Genomic DNA, 15016 nt, shown 5'->3' on the forward strand with positions numbered 1-15016 from the left:
AAGCCCTAGACTCGTGGTGTGGTGAGCACCGACTGGAAGAGCGACCTCAGGCAGCGCGGCTACCGGCTGACGCCGCAGCGCCAACTCGTGCTCGAAGCCGTCGACACGCTGGAGCACGCGACCCCCGACGCCATTCTGGTGGAAGTGCGCAAGACGGCGTCAGGGGTCAACATCTCCACCGTCTACCGCACGCTGGAGCTCCTGGAGGAGCTGGGGCTGGTCAGCCACGCCCACCTCGGGCACGGCGCCCCGACCTACCACCTCGCCGACCGGCACCACCACATCCACCTCGTCTGCCGCGACTGCACCAACGTCATCGAGGCGGATGTGGAGGTGGCCGCCGAGTTCACGGCGAAGCTGCGCGACATGTTCGGTTTCGACACGGACATGAAGCACTTCGCGATCTTCGGCCGCTGCGAGGACTGCTCCCTGAAGCGTTCAACTACCGAGTCGTAGGCTAGGGGTATGAAGAGCCCTCTGCTGACCCTGCCCGGCGCCGTCCCCGCCGAGGGCGTGGACGAAGGCGTGGCCGCGCACTACGGCGACCTGTTCCGCGAGCAGCGCGCCCTCGCCGACGGCACCGGCTTCGTCGACCTGTCCCACCGCGGCATCGTCACCGTCTCCGGGGCGGAACGGCTGAGCTGGCTGCACCTGCTGCTCACCCAGCACGTCAGCGACCTCCCGCCGCACCAGGCCACCGAGGCGCTGATCCTCTCCGCGAACGGCCACATCGAGCACGCGCTCTACCTGGTCGACGACGGTGAGACGGTCTGGGCCCACGTCGAACCCGGCACCCAGGACGCGCTGATCGCCTACCTGGAGTCGATGAAGTTCTTCTACCGGGCCGAGGTCGCCGACCGCACCGCCGACTTCGCGGTGGTGCACCTGCCGGCCGGTTCCATCACGGAGGTGCCCGAGGGCGTCGCCGTCCGGGAGACGCCGTACGGCCGTGACCTGTTCCTGCCCCGCGCCGACCTGGAGTCGTTCGCGGAGAAGGCGGGGCCGCCGGCCGGCATCCTTGCCCACGAGTCGCTGCGGGTCGAGCAGCACCGCCCGCGGCTCGGTTTCGAGACCGACCACCGCACCATCCCGCACGAGCTGGGCTGGATCGGCGGCGCGGTGCACCTGCAGAAGGGCTGCTACCGGGGCCAGGAGACGGTCGCCCGGGTCCAGAACCTGGGCAAGCCGCCGCGCAGGCTGGTCTTCCTGCACCTGGACGGCAGCGAGGTCCACCTGCCGCCGGCCGGGACCGACATCCGGCTCGCGGACGACGGCCCGGACGGGCGCAGGATCGGCTTCGTCACCACGTCCGTACGCCACCACGAGCTGGGACCGGTCGCCCTCGCGCTGATCAAGCGGAACGTCCCCGTCGACGCCCGGCTGATGGCCGGGGACACGGCGGCGGCGCAGGAGACCGTGGTCGAGCCCTGAGCGTCGGGGCTCCGGCCTGCGGGCCCGAGCGCTCGAGGTCCGAGGATTCACGGGTCCGCGGGTCCGAGCGCTCGAGGGGACGGGTGCTCGAGCGCCCGCGGGTCAGACCTCCAGCAGGACGGTGAACGGGCCGTCGTTGGTCAGCGACACCCGCATCTGCGCGCCGAAGCGGCCCGTCGCCACCGTCGCGCCCAGGGAGCGCAACCGGGCCACCACCTCGTCGACGAGCGGTTCGGCGACGTCCCCGGGGGCCGCGGCGCTCCAGGTGGGGCGACGGCCCTTGCGGGCGTCGCCGTAAAGAGTGAACTGGCTGATCACCAGGAGCGGCGCGTCGATGTCGCTGCACGACTTCTCGTCCTGGAGGATCCGGACCGACCAGAGCTTCCGGGCCAGCTGGGCCGCCTTCTCCTTGGTGTCCTCATGGGTGACGCCGACGAGGACACACAGGCCCTCGCCCTCGATCGCCCCCACCGTCTCGCCGTCCACGACGACGCTCGCGCCGTCCACCCTCTGCACCACCGCACGCATACGTCCATCATGCCGGTCGGCGAACGGACGACTGACGGCGGCTCGTGCGGGACCCCGGTCGGGCTATTTTCACTCCTTACCCCCATCTGGGGCGGATCAGGGGCACTCGGTCACATAGCGGCCACCAGGGGTGGCACGATGCTGGCACACACCGGTCGAGGGGACGGTTGAGGCACATGAGCACACCAGGAACCGGGCAGCAGCCCGGCTCTGTCCGGTCGGCGGCCTTGTCGGCGCCGACCGGAGTGGGGGTCGGGGAACGCGTCGGGGAACAGGAGTTCCACCGTCCGCCCGCCCAGCGCACGGACAGTCCGGCACTGGAGCACGATCCGGCACCGGAGCCCGAGCTGATCGCACGCAGCCTGCCCGACCTGCGCACGCTGCGCCGTGACGCGCAGCGCGACGAGGCCGACCTCAGCTATGTGCGGCGGCTGCTCCAGGGGCGCATCGACATCCTGCGGGCGGAACTGGCCCGGCGTACGCCGGTGGACGGGCCGGGGGATGCCGGCGCGGGCGCGGGCCCGTCCGACGGGGGTGGGTCCGACCCGGGCACGTCCGGCGGGGGCGCGGTCCCGGTCGTCGCGCCGGTGGAGGCGTCCGTGGTGGAGCGGCTTCCGGAGATCCTGCGGGACACCCCGGCCCGCCACCGTTCCTCCGCCCGCCACGTCACCCTGGGCACCCCGCGCAGCGAGGAGTCCCGGCGGCTGGCGGCGGAGATGCTCGCCGAGGTGGAACTCTCCGACCTGGGGGCGCGTACGGACGGCGAACTGCGCGCCGCGATGGGCCGGCTCGTGCGGTACGAGGAGCAGGTCTCCCGGCGGCGGCAGGGGCTGCAGCGCACCGCGGACGACTGCGGCGCGGAGATCGCGCGCCGGTACCGCGAGGGGGAGGCCCAGGTCGACGACCTGCTCGAGTGAGGCGGGAGCACCGGAGCAGGCGGCCGGAACAGGAGGTCGGAGCAGGCGGACGGACCGTCGGAAAAGTGCGCGACACCCCGCCCGGGCGCGATCTACCGTGAACGCATGACCTCCAGCGCCGCCACCCCCCGTGCCGTCACCCCCCGCACCGACATCGACGTACGCCCGATCACCGAGACCGAGTTCGAGGACTGGAACCGGGCGCTGAACATCGGGTTCCTGCGCGAGCCCACCCCCGCCCGGGAGGAGCTCGACGCGCGGCGCCCGGAGTTCCGGCCGGGCCGGTCGCTGGGGGCCTTCGACGGCGGCCGGTGTGTCGCGACGCTCCGCTCCTTCGCGCAGGAGCTCACCGCCGTCGGCGGCGCCGCCGTGCCCGCCGACGCCATATCGAACGTCACCGTCAGCCCCACCCACCGCCGGCGCGGCCTGCTGACCCGCATGATGGCCCAGGACCTCGCCGCCGCGAAGGAGCGCGGGGACGTCGTCGCGACGCTCATCGCCGCCGAGTACCCGATCTACGGCCGGTACGGCTTCGGCCCCGCCACCTGGATGACCGAGTGGACCGTCGACGTCCCGCGCAGCGGCCTCGACCCGCGCTGGGCGGGCCCGGAGGACGGCGGACGCGTCGACCTCGTGGACGCCGAGGACGTACGCAAGCTCGGCCCGGAGCTGCACGAGCGGCTGCGGGTGGCCCAGCCGGGTGCCGTCAGCCGTACGGAGCACTGGTGGAAGTTCGCCACCGGAGCCCTGAGCCACCGCCCGACCTGGACCGAGCCCTGCTTCGCCGTGTACCGCTCGGCGGACGGCGAGGTCGAGGGCATGGTCTCCTACAAGGCGGACGACCACTGGGACGACTCCATGCAGCCGCAGAACACGGCGAGTGTGAACTGGCTGCTCGCGGTGAGCCCGGCCGCGGAGCGCGCGCTCTGGCACTACCTGTGCTCGATCGACTGGATCGTGAAGGTGAAGAGCGGCTGGCGGGCCCCCGACGACCTGCTCCCGTCCTTCCTGCCGGACCCGCGTGCGGCAACCGTGACGATCCAGACGGACTGGCTGTGGGTGCGCGTCCTGGACGTCGTACGGGCGCTGGAGGCCCGGACGTACGGCGCGGCGGGGACGCTGGTGCTGGAGGTGGTGGACGGCTCGGGACCGGCCGGTGGCCGCTACCGGCTGGAGGCGTCGGCGGACGGGACCGGAGCCTGCGCGGCGACCACGGAGAGCGCCGATCTGACGCTGGACGTCGCCGGGTTGGCGTCGCTGTGGCTGGGCGACGAGTCGGCGGTGCGGCTGGCGGCGCTGGGCCGGGTGCGGGAAGAACGAGCGGGCGCCGCCCGTCAGGCCGACGCCCTGCTGCGTACGTCCAGGCGCCCGTGGTGCCCGGACCTCTTCTGAGCGCTTCTGCTGCTGCTCCCCTTCCTTTCTCGTCCCCGGCGGGCCTGTCCGCCGACGGCTGGTGCTGGATCGTCATCCGTAGCTGTGTGCTGTTCAGTTGTGGTTGTCGCGCCGTGACGCCGTGACGCCGTGGTGCTGGCCGGCCGGGTTCCCGGCTCCCCTCCAGGAGGGAAGCCCGGCCGGATCCTCGAGAGGTGCCCCGACGTTCACCGTGGGGGCCAACCTCCCGGGAGGTTCGACCAGGTCGCCCAAGTTGGCGACCAACTTCTCTTCAGTTATCTCCGCCTGGAAGCGGCTCATAACCACCTTTCCCTGAACTGCCCAAGGATGGCGCGAAGTTGTGGGGTTTGGTCGTGGACCCGGAATACGCCCCTGTCAATGGACGGAAGAGGTCACAGCGGCCACAGCACCCACAGCGGACACATCGCGAGGTGGCCGACGAGTTGCGCGCCCGGATCAGGTCCGGGGAACTGAGTGCCGGCCGGCGCATGCCCACCCAGGCCCGGCTCGCCGGGGAGTTCGGCGTCGAGCGCGGTACCGTGCGCCAGGCGCTGCGCAGCCTGCAGTCCGAGAGGCTCCTCGGCAACGTCTCCAAGGGTGCCCCGGCGACCGTCGCCGTCTGCCTGACCGCCATGTCCCTCACCCTCGCGATCGGCGAACCGCTGCGCCAGATCCATGCCGGGCGACTGAAACCGGCCAAGGTCGACGTCCGTGTCCTGCTCCCCGGCCGGGACATCGACCTCGCCTTCCCGGTGGCGGTCGAGGGCCGCGACGACGGCCACGCCGTGCACGAGCGGTGGCTGTCGATGCGCAACGCCCAGGGCCAGGTGCTCCGGCACGACCCGCTCGCCCTGCGCGCCACCCACGGCATCGACGTCCGCGTCTCCTTCCGGGCCCTGCCCTCCACCCCGCCGGTGAAGCTGTACCTGCTCAACGGCACGGAGGTGCTGTTCGCCTTCGGACAGGGCACCGGGACGCGGGACGCCACCTTCGTGGAGCAGTCCCGTCTGTGGTTCGACGCACTGCGGGGGACGATCAGTTCGGAGCCGGTGCTCACCGACTGACGTCTCCCGGCCGTGGGTGCCGACGGCTCACAGGGCGGGCCGCGCCAGCAGCAGGGCGAGCAGGACCGCTCCCGCGGAACTCACGCCGGGGCTGTTGGCCTTGATGCCCACGGTGAGCAGCAGCAGGCCGACGATGCCGGCGATGCCGTACTTCCATTCGACGTACTGCTCGACGGTGAGGAAGACCACCGCGGAGACGAGAGCGAGGACAGGCACGGAATTCCCCCTTCGTGCTTCCCCCGGCAGCGGAAGCGGAACTTCCGCCAATCCGGTCAAGTTGTCCAAGTTGGCAACCAACTCTAGGTGGGTTGTCCCCACTTGGTGGGTATCTATAAACAACTTCCAAACAACTCCCCATAGATGGATCAAAGTTGTAGCTTTTGGTCGTGACCCAGGAGAACGTCGCAGTGAACGGCAGCAGAAGGACATCGCCCCAGGAGATCGCCGGCATCCTGCGCGAACGCATCCGCGCCGGGGAGCTCAAGGCCGGTGAGCGCCTGCCCACCCAGGCCGAGCTCGCCGCGGAGTTCGGCGTGGAGCGCGGTGTCGTCCGCCAGGCCCTGCGCATCCTTCGGGAGGGCGGCCTCCTGAGCAACGTCAGCAAGGGCAGCCCGCCCCGGGTCGCCGTACCGGCCCCCGCCCCCGACGAACCCCAGCGGACCATGGTCGGCCTGGCCCCCCGCCTCACCGAGGCCTTCTCGGCGGCGCACGTCCGCATCGACGTCGTGTGCCACACCTCCGAGACCCTGATGGTCGCCCTCGGCGAACCCGTGCGGCTGATCCACGAGGGCACGCTCCACCCCGAGTCGATCGAGTTCCGTGTCCTCCTGCCGTCCCGGAAGATCAACCTGGCCTTCCCCGTCCTGGTCGACGAGGACGCCGACGGCGGGGACCCGGTGCACGAGCGGTGGCTGCAGATGCGCAACGCCCAGGCCCAGGTGCTCCAGCACAACCTGCAGGCCGTCCGCCACACCCACGGCATCGACGTCCACGTCAGGTTCCGCGCCCTGCCCTTCACCCCGCCGGTGAAGCTCTACCTGCTCAACGGGCAGGAGGCGCTCTTCGGGTACTACATGCTCGCCAGGCGCGAGGAGGAGTGGGGCACCCAGACCCTGGACATGTACGACGCCCTCGGCTCCCAGTCCCTGCTCTTCCTCTTCACCAGACATGCCGGACAGGCCGGACACCGGGACCAGGTGTTCGTGGAGGAATCCCAGAAGTGGTTCGACGCCCTCTGGGAAACCATCACAACGGACCTGACACTCTCCTAGTGACTTCTGATACGACACGGACCGATCCGGTGACACACGAGTCCGAGAAGGACCGAAAGCCCTCCAGGGACCCGAGCGAACCGAGCGATCCGAACGAGCTGAACGAGCTGAGCCATCTGATCAGAGGTGCCCGTGTGGTGCTGTGGGACTTCGACGGGCCGATCTGCCGCCTGTTCGCGGGCCATTCGGCGGAGCGGGTGGCGAAGGAGCTCGTCGAGTGGCTGGAGGGGCGGGGGCTGCACGGCCTGCTGACGGAGCCCGAACGCGAGTCCCCGGACCCGCACGCGGTGCTCCGCGCCGTGGACCGCCGCCACCCGGGCAGTGACCTGGTGGAGGAACTGGAGGCACGGCTCACCCAGGAGGAACTGCGCGCCACCTCCTCGGCGCTGCCCACCCCCTACGCCGACCCGCTGATCCGCACCTGGACCGCGGTGGGCTCCCGGCAGGCCATCACCACGAACAACTCCCCCGACGTGGTCCGCACGTACCTTGCCGACCGCGACCTCCTCGACTGCTTCGCCCCCCACGTCTACGGCCGCACCCAGCAGCTCAGCCGGCTCAAACCGGACCCCCACTGCATCAACCGCGCCCTGAGCGCCATGGGCGCGGCCCCGGACTCCGCCCTGATGATCGGCGACACCCCCTCCGACCTGTACGCCGCGAAGGCGGCCGGCGTGCCCTTCCTCGGCTACGCCCGCAACGAGCGGAAGGGAAAGGTGCTGCGGGACGCGGGCGCCACCACGGTCCTGTCCTCCCTGCAACCCCTCCTCGACCACATCCGCTCCGCCCCTCAGGCCTGAACCGTCAGCAGGGCCGCCCCCACGGCGAGTCCGTCCCGCCGGGTCCGCGTCCACACGCAGAGCGGTGGCACGTCACCTGGTGCGTACGGGTACGCGTGCCACTTTGTTGCGTGCGTCCATCGCGCGTGACATCGGCCTCGCGCTTACCGTTTGCCATGTCGTGACTCCCCTCGCACCTCCGGAGTGGTCAGTGGGCGCACCTTCGCTTCCCCGTCCCGCCCCCGGGAAGCGCCTTGCGCCCGACCCCGGATACCGCGCCTTCGTCGACCTGGCTGTGCGGGAGGGACGGTCGATCAGCGGCCACCACAACCAGAACCACGTCGTACCGGTCACACCGGCCATGGCGGAACCACTGGGCCGTGCTGTCGGTACGCCCGTCACCGTGCGGGTCCGGCGCGCCGAGGCGCTGCCGGTGGTGATCAGAACCTGGCAGAACGAGGAGGAGATCCTCGACGCCATCGAGGGAGCCCTGCCGCACGTGCCCCGGTGTCTGGCCAAGGGGGACGGCTTCGCGATCCACAGTTATGTGGAGGGCGTACCGCTCTCCGGCCTCTGCGCGAACGGCAAACCGGTCGACACCCTGCTCATGAAGACGCTGGCGGGGCTGCTGGCCCGGATGGCCCGGGTGCGGCGCGACACGCTGCCTCCGCTGCCGTCCGTCTGGCCCCGCGACGAGACGGACGGCCAGGGGTTCCTCCGGACGCTGGCCCACCTGGCGGACCAGCAGATCAGACGGCCCAACTGGTCCACGTTCGGGGGACTGTTCGTGGCCCTCGGCGTTCCCGAGGACGCCCTGACCGGGCTGGCCGGGCGGATCCCCGCCATGGCACGACGGCCGTACAGCCTGCTCCACACGGACCTGCACCGCGACAATCTCATCGTGTCGTACGGTGGCGATCCGCCCCTCATCTGCGTCGACTGGGAGCTCGCGACCTACGGCGACCCCCTGCACGACCTCGCGACCCATCTGGTGCGGATGCGGTACCCGGGTCACCAACGGCCCGAGGTGGTCGACGCCTGGGCGGACGCCATGCGGGAGGTCCGGCCGGCCGCCGTCAACGGCCTGGACAAGGACCTGCGCCACTATCTGGCCTTCGAACGGGCGCAGAGCGTGTACCCCGATGTGATGAGGGCGGCGCGGTCCCTGGAGGAGTCGTTCACCCGGAAGGGTCTGGACGAGGCCACGGCCCGGGTGCGCAGGGCGCTCGAGGCGGCCGCCCGCCCGCTGCGGCTCGCGAACGTGCCCGGACAGCGGGAGATCGAGAGCGCCCTGTTCCGCTGGCTGGTGTCCCGGGACCGGCACGGTCGTGGCGGTCGCGGTGTGATCACCACGGCCCTGAACTGGGCGGGGGACCGGCGTCTCGACCCGCCCGACGACTTCCCCGGGTCCGCGGTGCGCGAGGCCCTGACGGTGGAGGGGGCCGCGCCTGCGGGCCGCGTGTTCAAGGGGACCGTGCACCTCAACACCGTGGTGCGGATGTCGAGTTCGACCCGTCTCGTGGTCGTCCGGCGGAGACTGCCCGAGGCGTGTCGCCGGGAACACGGCTTCCTCAGCGAGCACGCCGTCCTGCGAGCCATCGAGGACACACCCGTCGCCGTGGCCGCGCCGAGGGCCCTGGCACTGGGCGTCAGTCACCCGGACGGCCCCTTCGCCATCCACACCTACGAGGGCCCGGGCGACGTCGACCGCCCCCCGGAGCACCCGGTGAACGGCCTGCTGCCGCACGAGGCGGACGGCCTCGTGGACCAGCTCCGCGCCCTGACCCTGGTGGACTTCAGACGGCTCGATCCGCTGGCCGGGGAGCGGGGCTTCCACCGCCGGCTGAAAGACCAACTGGTCACCCTGGTGGCCGAACTGCCCGGGAGCTCCCAACTGCTGGCACGACAGCTGGGACTGCCGGACGCCGACCGCCTTCGGCAGATCCTCTCCCGGCACGAGGTGAGCCACCGGAAGCCGTCCCTGCTGCACGGAGATCTCAACCCGTGGAACCTGGTCCGCAGGGGAGACGCCTTCGCACTGACCCTCATCGACTGGGAGATGGCCCTGGTCGGCGACCCGCTCCACGACCTGGTGCGGCACATGCATCTGACGCCCACCCGCCCGGAGATCCGCGAGCGGATGTTCCGCCGCTGGGAACGCGGGCTGCCGTCCGAGTACACCCGTGACTGGCGGAAGGACTGGCAGGTGTACCGCCTGCTGGAGATCGTGCGCTCCGCCTACGTCGACCTCGATCGCATCGTGACCGGCGCGAGCCTGGACGCCTCCAACGTCCGGCGCGCGGTGGGCTCCTACGCGGTCACCCTGGCCGTCGCGACCGGCTCCCTGGGCCTGCCCGTCCGCACCACCGCCACCCCGTATCTGGCGCGCGCCCTGGTGCAGTCGGGTGCGGTGCGGGGTGGTGCGTCCCGGTCCGGGAGCCGAGGCTGATTGTCAGTGGTGGGTGAGACGGTAGGAGCATCGAGTCGGAGATCCGGAAAGCCGGAAAGAGGGGGATCTGCCATGTCTGGAACCCAGAACTACATCAACCACGTTGCCCTTGTCCTGGATGCCAGTTCGTCCATGTCGCACCTGAGCGGCAAGGTCGTCGAAGTCGCCGACCAGCAGATCGCGTACCTCGCCCGCCGGTCCAGGGAACTGGACCAGGAGACCCGCGTCACGGTGTACGTCTTCGCCGACAAGGTGGAGTGCGTCATCTACGACAAGGACGTGCTGCGGATGCCGTCGCTGAAGCAGATGTACCGGGTCGGGGGGATGACGGCTCTGCTGGCGGCCGCACTGAAGTCCCAGCGGGAGCTGGCGCAGACGGCCCAACTGTACGGCGACCACAGCTTCCTGACGTTCGTCCTCACCGACGGACAGGAGAACGCGAGCCACCGCTGCCCGGACGCCCCTGCCAGGAGTCAGCGTGAACTGATAGGTGCCGTGGCCGAGATGTTCCAGACCCAGAAGGACAACTGGACGCTGGCTGTCCTGGTGCCGGACCAGATGGGCAAGCGCGAGGCCATGCAGTGCGGCTTCCCGAAGGACAACATCGCCATCTGGGACGCCACGAGCACGCAGGGGCTGGAGGAGGCCGGGCAGGTCATCCAGCAGGCCACCGAGAAGTTCATGGTGGGCCGCACCCAGGGCATCCGGGGCTCGCGGGCGGTGTTCTCCACGGGTGCGGACGCGGTCAACAAGGACACCATCAAGGCGGCCGGCCTCTCCCCGGTGGATCCGTCGAAGTACCAGCTGATCCCGGTGGCCCGTGACGCGGGGATCAAGGAGTGGGTCCTCGAATGCGGGCACGCCTACCGTACCGGTGGTGCGTTCTACCAGCTGAGCAAGTCGGAGAAGGTCCAGGCGCAGAAGCAGATCGCGGTGCTGGAGAAGAAGACGGACCGGGTGTACACGGGACCCGAGGCCCGCGCCCTGCTCGGCCTGCCGGACGTGGAGGTCCGCGTCAAGCCGGACCACAACGACGACTTCACGATCTTCGTGCAGAGCACCAGCGTGAACCGGAAGCTCGTGGCGCACACCCGGCTGCTGCTCATGCTCTGAGGAAGGCGAAGGAAGGCGAAAGAGGGGTCGCCGGCGCAGGAAAGCAAAAAGGCAAGGAGGTTCGCCCACTCCTTGCCACTCTCAACGTATAGCGCACCAGGGGGCTTGCGGCAAGGCCCGGGTCGTGGCGCAGAATCGTCGCCCGAGGCCGGAACCTGGGGAAAGCGGGTGTTCGCGGGGCTCGTGCGCTTTTGTCACTGTGCAGGGCTCACGGCGCGACGTGGAGAGCCGGCCGGCCATCGACATCGTGCAGGGGGGTTTCCGTGGTGAATGCCAGTGACGTCGGCGACATCGTCGACGTGATCGTGGTCGGTGGCGGACCGACCGGCCTGATGCTGGCGGGGGAGCTGCGGCTGCACGGCGTACGTGTGGTCGTACTGGAGCGGCTGACCGAGCCGACCGAGCAGTCACGCGGCCGCGGGCTGCACGCGCGCAGCGTCGAGATGCTGGACCAGCGCGGTCTGCTGGACCGGTTCCTCGAGGTCAGCGAGAAGTTCCAGGTCGGCGGTCTCTTCGGCGGCATCGTGAAGCCGTGGCCGGACCGTTTGGACACGGCTCACCCGTACGGCCTCTCCACCCTGCAACCGGTCACCGAACGGCTGCTGGGTGAGCGTGCCCTCGAGCTCGGCGCCGAGATCCGGCGCGGCTGCGAAGTGGTCGGCCTGAGCCAGGACGAGGACGGGGTGACCGTCGAGCTGGCCAATGCGGGCGTAGCCGCCGGGCGAAGGGGAGAAGCGCGGCTGCGCGCCCGCTACCTCGTCGGCTGCGACGGGGGCCGCAGCGTGGTGCGCAAGCGGCTCGGCGTCGGTTTCCCCGGCGAGCCCGCCACGGTCGAGACGCTGCTGGGCGACATGGAGATGACCGAGGACCCGGAGACGGTCGCCTCCGTCGTCGCGGAGGTCCGCAGGACCCAGCTGCGGTTCGGCGTCATCCCCAACGACGACGGGAAGGAGGGCGTCTTCCGCGTGATCGTGCCCGCCGACGGTGTGGCCGAGGACGGTGCGACCGCGCCGACCCTCGAGGAGTTCAAGCAGCAGCTGCGGGCCTGCGCGGGCACCGACTTCGGCGTGCACTCCCCACGCTGGCTGTCCCGGTTCGGCGACGCCACCCGGCAGGCCGAGCGCTACCGGGTCGGCCGGGTGCTGCTGGCCGGCGACGCGGCGCACATCCACCCGCCGACCGGCGGACAGGGGCTCAACCTCGGCGTCCAGGACGCCTTCAACCTCGGCTGGAAGCTGGCCGCCGTGGTGGCCGGCTGGGCGCCGGAAGGACTGCTGGACAGCTACCACGCCGAACGGCACCCGGTCGGCGCGGCCGTGCTGGACAACACCCGCGCGCAGATCGCGCTGTTGGGCACCGATCCGGGCGCGACCGCGCTGCGGGAACTGTTCTCGAAGCTGATGGACTTCGAGGAGGTGAACCGGTACGTCACCGAGATGATCACCGCGACCGGAGTCCGCTACGACTTCGGCGAGGGACACGAACTGCTCGGCCGCCGGATGCGGGACGTCCGGCTGAAGCAGGGCCGCCTCTACGAGCTGATGCACGGCGGCCGCGGACTGCTGCTCGACCGGACCGGCCGGCTCTCGGTGGCAGGCTGGGCCGACCGCGTCGACCACGTCGTCGACACCGTCGACAGCGACGACACCGGTGAGGAACCGGACGTCCCCGCGGTGCTGCTGCGGCCGGACGGCCACGTGGCATGGGCCGGCCACGATCAGCACGACCTCCTCAACCACCTGCCCCGGTGGTTCGGCGCCCCCACCGCCTGAACCACCGGACCTTCCCGACGCGTCGCGTGAGCCGGTACGCGTCGGCTTCACGGATGAGTTCCCGGGAGCGGAACCGGTGCAACTCGAGGTGCATGCCGCTCACCGCTCACCGTTGGAGCGCCACGACATCGGCGACCAGGCAACTGACGTTGTCGGGACCGCCGGAGCCGTTGGCCAGGGCGATGAGTCCACGGACCGCCTGCTCGGGTTCCCCGGTCCCGGAGAGCACCCGGTGGATCTCCTCGGCCGGTACGACGGCCGGCAGACCGTCGGAGCAGAGCAGGTACCGGTCCCCCCGCCGGGCGTCGTGCAGGCGCATGTCGGGGGTGGCGTCGGCTCCTCGGCCCAGGGCTCGTACCAGCAGCGACCGCTGGGGGTGGGAGGCGGCCTCTTCCGGGCTGAGGCGTCCTTCGTCGACCATCGACTGCACCACGGTGTGGTCGTGGGTGATCCGGGACAGCTCTCCGTCGCGCAGGAGGTACGCCCGGGAGTCGCCGATGTGGACGAGGGCCAGCTGGGAGCCGGTCCAGAGCATCGCGGTGAGTGTGGTGCCGTCCTCTTCGGATGAGGGGCCGTTCCCGGCGGCGCCGTGCACCGCGTGCTCGGCCCGGTCGATCGCGTCCTCGAGGACGTTGAGGAGAGGGCCCGCCGGGATGCCGTCGGTTTCGAGGGGCTTGAGCGCGTCGACGGCGGCCGCGCTCGCCACGGCTCCTCGGCCGCCGTAGCCGTCGGCGACGGCGAGCAGGCGGGAACCGGCGTAAACGGTGTCCTGGTTGCTCTCGCGGACCAGGCCCGTGTCGGACAGTGCGGCGTAACGGATTCCCAGGGGCTCGGTGACCGGGGGCATGGCGGGGTCCTTCCTGGAGAGATGGTCGATGAGGAAGACGGCCAGGTCCCGCCGTGCGGCGGTGTCGGCTTCGAACTGGGCCCGGAATGCGCGGATCTCCTGGGCCGCCGGGCCCGCCTCCAGCGTGCAGACGTGCTGGATGCGGGCGAGGGGCATTCCCAGGCGCCGGAGCCAGGCGACCAGCCGGGCCCGGTCCAGTTGTTCCGGTGCGTAGGAGCGGTAGCCGGTCACCGGGTCGACGCGGGCGGGGGTCAGCAGGCCGAGTTCGTCGTACAGGCGCAGTGCCTTCGGCGACAGCCGGGACACCTTCGCGAACGCCCCGATGGTCAGCAGCCCCATGCTCGTTCCTCCTCGTGCCGGGCACCTCGCCCGGCCCCACCGATGCTGTGCCCTCCCCCAAGGTGAAGGTCAACCAAGGCTGCTCGCGCCGCCCTCGGCGGCGTTCCGTGAGGGCGGGACCCTGTCACATTCGCGCTACGGCAGCGTCACCGAACGGTGCGGGGTTTCCGGGAAGTGGGAGCCCCGGTACGAGAGATCGCCCGCTTGTGCCCCGATAAGCCCCTTGTCCTGAAAGGTTCGAGCGGCCGTGCGTCTCGGCGCCGCCCGGATTCGCCCCCGGGGTGTGTCGGTGGCGACGCTTACGCTCGTTTTATGCGATACCCCAAGATTCTGATCGGCCTGGCCGCGGCCGGCCTGCTCGCCGCGGGCTGCGGCTCGGACGGCGACTCCTCCGGCGCCGGCGACCGCCCCGCCGACGCCGGCGACCGTCCCGCCGGTTCGGGCGATGGCCGGAAGGCGCTGCCGGTCGCCGTCGACGGTCCGCAGGAGGACGTGGTCGACAGCAGCGGCGACGCCAAGCTCAAGGTCACCCCGGCTCCCGAGAACGGCGCGCCCTTCACCCAGAAGGTGGAGCACAAGCTGCGCGAGACCGTCCTCCGCGGCGTCATGGTGCCGGGCGAGACCAGCGCCGAGTGTGCCGACGGCGTGACCCAGAAGGCCGGCGCGGTCAGCCAGTGTGTCGTGACGTACGAGGGGGCCGAGATCCCCTACGAGGTCAAGATCAGCGACAAGTACACCGAAGGCAGCATGTTCACCTTCTACGACACCACGCCCAAGAAGGGCCTGCTGGTGGCGAAGTCGGTCTACAACACGCTGCACGAGAGGTACAGCGCCGAAGCCGGGTACACGGGCAGCAGCAAGCTCGCCTGCGAGGAGATTCCCGTCGCCAAGACGGTCGACCTGAACTCCGACACCGGTTACACGTGCCAGTACTGGACCGAGACCGCCAACGACGGCGAGGGCGGCTACACGACCCTGCGGGTCATGATGGGCGTCCGGGGCCCCGGCTTCGAACAGGCCGGGTGACGCACCGGCGGGCGCAGCGCACCGCGGCCACGCACCCACGGGGTGGCGGCTCTTCGGCCCACACGGGCGGAGAACCCCCACCCCGTCC

At 70.8% G+C, this 15016-nt stretch carries 14 protein-coding genes; 11 read left to right on the forward strand and 3 right to left on the reverse strand.

Going from position 1 to position 15016, the window contains the following annotated elements; translation table 11 throughout:
• The first annotated feature begins 18 nt into the window (after window positions 1–18).
• Window positions 19–456: a Fur family transcriptional regulator gene (locus PYS65_RS19490; protein ID WP_279335203.1), complete on the forward strand. Its 438-nt coding sequence runs from the start codon at window positions 19–21 to the stop codon at window positions 454–456.
• A 9-nt stretch (window positions 457–465) separates the two neighbouring features.
• The gene (ygfZ, locus tag PYS65_RS19495; RefSeq protein WP_279335204.1) at window positions 466–1431 is read left to right on the forward strand and encodes a CAF17-like 4Fe-4S cluster assembly/insertion protein YgfZ; all 966 of its coding nucleotides are present in this window, start codon (window positions 466–468) and stop codon (window positions 1429–1431) included.
• Between the two features lie 102 nt (window positions 1432–1533).
• Here ygfZ and dtd read toward each other — a convergent pair whose 3' ends face one another.
• On the reverse strand, window positions 1534–1959 hold the full coding sequence (gene dtd / locus PYS65_RS19500) for a D-aminoacyl-tRNA deacylase (protein ID WP_109379231.1): 426 nt from the start codon (window positions 1957–1959) through the stop codon (window positions 1534–1536).
• Between the two features lie 176 nt (window positions 1960–2135).
• On the opposite strand from dtd, the gene PYS65_RS19505 reads away from it, so the two are divergent.
• From PYS65_RS19505 to PYS65_RS19515, 3 genes are all read left to right on the forward strand, one after another.
• Window positions 2136–2876: an RsiG family protein gene (locus tag PYS65_RS19505; RefSeq protein WP_279335205.1), complete on the forward strand. Its 741-nt coding sequence runs from the start codon at window positions 2136–2138 to the stop codon at window positions 2874–2876.
• 105 nt (window positions 2877–2981) lie between these two features.
• Entirely contained in the window at window positions 2982–4268 is a 1287-nt protein-coding gene (locus tag PYS65_RS19510; protein WP_279335206.1) for a GNAT family N-acetyltransferase, read from the forward strand.
• A 347-nt stretch (window positions 4269–4615) separates the two neighbouring features.
• The gene (locus PYS65_RS19515) at window positions 4616–5332 is read left to right on the forward strand and encodes a winged helix-turn-helix domain-containing protein (protein ID WP_279338004.1); all 717 of its coding nucleotides are present in this window, start codon (window positions 4616–4618) and stop codon (window positions 5330–5332) included.
• Window positions 5333–5359: 27 nt separating this feature from the next.
• Here PYS65_RS19515 and PYS65_RS19520 read toward each other — a convergent pair whose 3' ends face one another.
• A complete protein-coding gene (locus PYS65_RS19520) occupies window positions 5360–5548 on the reverse strand; it encodes a hypothetical protein (RefSeq protein WP_279335207.1) in 189 nt (62 codons plus the stop codon).
• Window positions 5549–5712: 164 nt separating this feature from the next.
• On the opposite strand from PYS65_RS19520, the gene PYS65_RS19525 reads away from it, so the two are divergent.
• The 5 genes from PYS65_RS19525 (at window position 5713) to rox (ending at window position 12716) form a co-directional block, all read left to right on the forward strand.
• Window positions 5713–6603: a GntR family transcriptional regulator gene (locus PYS65_RS19525; protein WP_279335208.1), complete on the forward strand. Its 891-nt coding sequence runs from the start codon at window positions 5713–5715 to the stop codon at window positions 6601–6603.
• Window positions 6552–7403 (forward strand): HAD family hydrolase, encoded by an 852-nt coding sequence (locus tag PYS65_RS19530; RefSeq protein ID WP_279335209.1) that lies wholly within the window; start codon window positions 6552–6554, stop codon window positions 7401–7403. Before PYS65_RS19525 ends, PYS65_RS19530 begins: the two co-directional genes overlap by 52 nt.
• A gap of 190 nt (window positions 7404–7593) precedes the next feature.
• A complete protein-coding gene (locus tag PYS65_RS19535; protein ID WP_279335210.1) occupies window positions 7594–9831 on the forward strand; it encodes a phosphotransferase family protein in 2238 nt (745 codons plus the stop codon).
• Between the two features lie 72 nt (window positions 9832–9903).
• Window positions 9904–10944 carry a vWA domain-containing protein gene (locus tag PYS65_RS19540; protein ID WP_279335211.1) on the forward strand — a complete coding sequence of 347 codons (1041 nt, stop codon included), beginning with the start codon at window positions 9904–9906 and terminating at the stop codon, window positions 10942–10944.
• A 290-nt stretch (window positions 10945–11234) separates the two neighbouring features.
• Entirely contained in the window at window positions 11235–12716 is a 1482-nt protein-coding gene (gene rox / locus PYS65_RS19545; protein ID WP_279338005.1) for a rifampin monooxygenase, read from the forward strand.
• A 106-nt stretch (window positions 12717–12822) separates the two neighbouring features.
• Here the strand turns inward: rox and PYS65_RS19550 are convergent, their stop codons facing one another.
• Window positions 12823–13902: a MerR family transcriptional regulator gene (locus PYS65_RS19550; protein ID WP_279335212.1), complete on the reverse strand. Its 1080-nt coding sequence runs from the start codon at window positions 13900–13902 to the stop codon at window positions 12823–12825.
• Between the two features lie 312 nt (window positions 13903–14214).
• On the opposite strand from PYS65_RS19550, the gene PYS65_RS19555 reads away from it, so the two are divergent.
• A complete protein-coding gene (locus PYS65_RS19555) occupies window positions 14215–14928 on the forward strand; it encodes a hypothetical protein (RefSeq protein ID WP_279335213.1) in 714 nt (237 codons plus the stop codon).
• Window positions 14929–15016 lie beyond the last annotated feature (88 nt).

Source organism: Streptomyces cathayae, assembly GCF_029760955.1.
GTDB classification, from domain to species: Bacteria; Actinomycetota; Actinomycetes; order Streptomycetales; family Streptomycetaceae; genus Streptomyces; species Streptomyces cathayae.

Bases quoted from the DNA above. Each gene is read 5' to 3' on its own strand.
- ygfZ (WP_279335204.1), top strand. From the start codon at position 466: ATGAAGAGCCCTCTGCTGACCCTGCCCGGCGCCGTCCCCGCCGAGGGC.
- dtd (WP_109379231.1), bottom strand. From the start codon at position 1,959: ATGCGTGCGGTGGTGCAGAGGGTGGACGGCGCGAGCGTCGTCGTGGAC.
- PYS65_RS19505 (WP_279335205.1), top strand. From the start codon at position 2,136: ATGAGCACACCAGGAACCGGGCAGCAGCCCGGCTCTGTCCGGTCGGCG.
- PYS65_RS19510 (WP_279335206.1), top strand. From the start codon at position 2,982: ATGACCTCCAGCGCCGCCACCCCCCGTGCCGTCACCCCCCGCACCGAC.
- PYS65_RS19540 (WP_279335211.1), top strand. From the start codon at position 9,904: ATGTCTGGAACCCAGAACTACATCAACCACGTTGCCCTTGTCCTGGAT.
- PYS65_RS19550 (WP_279335212.1), bottom strand. From the start codon at position 13,902: ATGGGGCTGCTGACCATCGGGGCGTTCGCGAAGGTGTCCCGGCTGTCG.
- PYS65_RS19555 (WP_279335213.1), top strand. From the start codon at position 14,215: ATGCGATACCCCAAGATTCTGATCGGCCTGGCCGCGGCCGGCCTGCTC.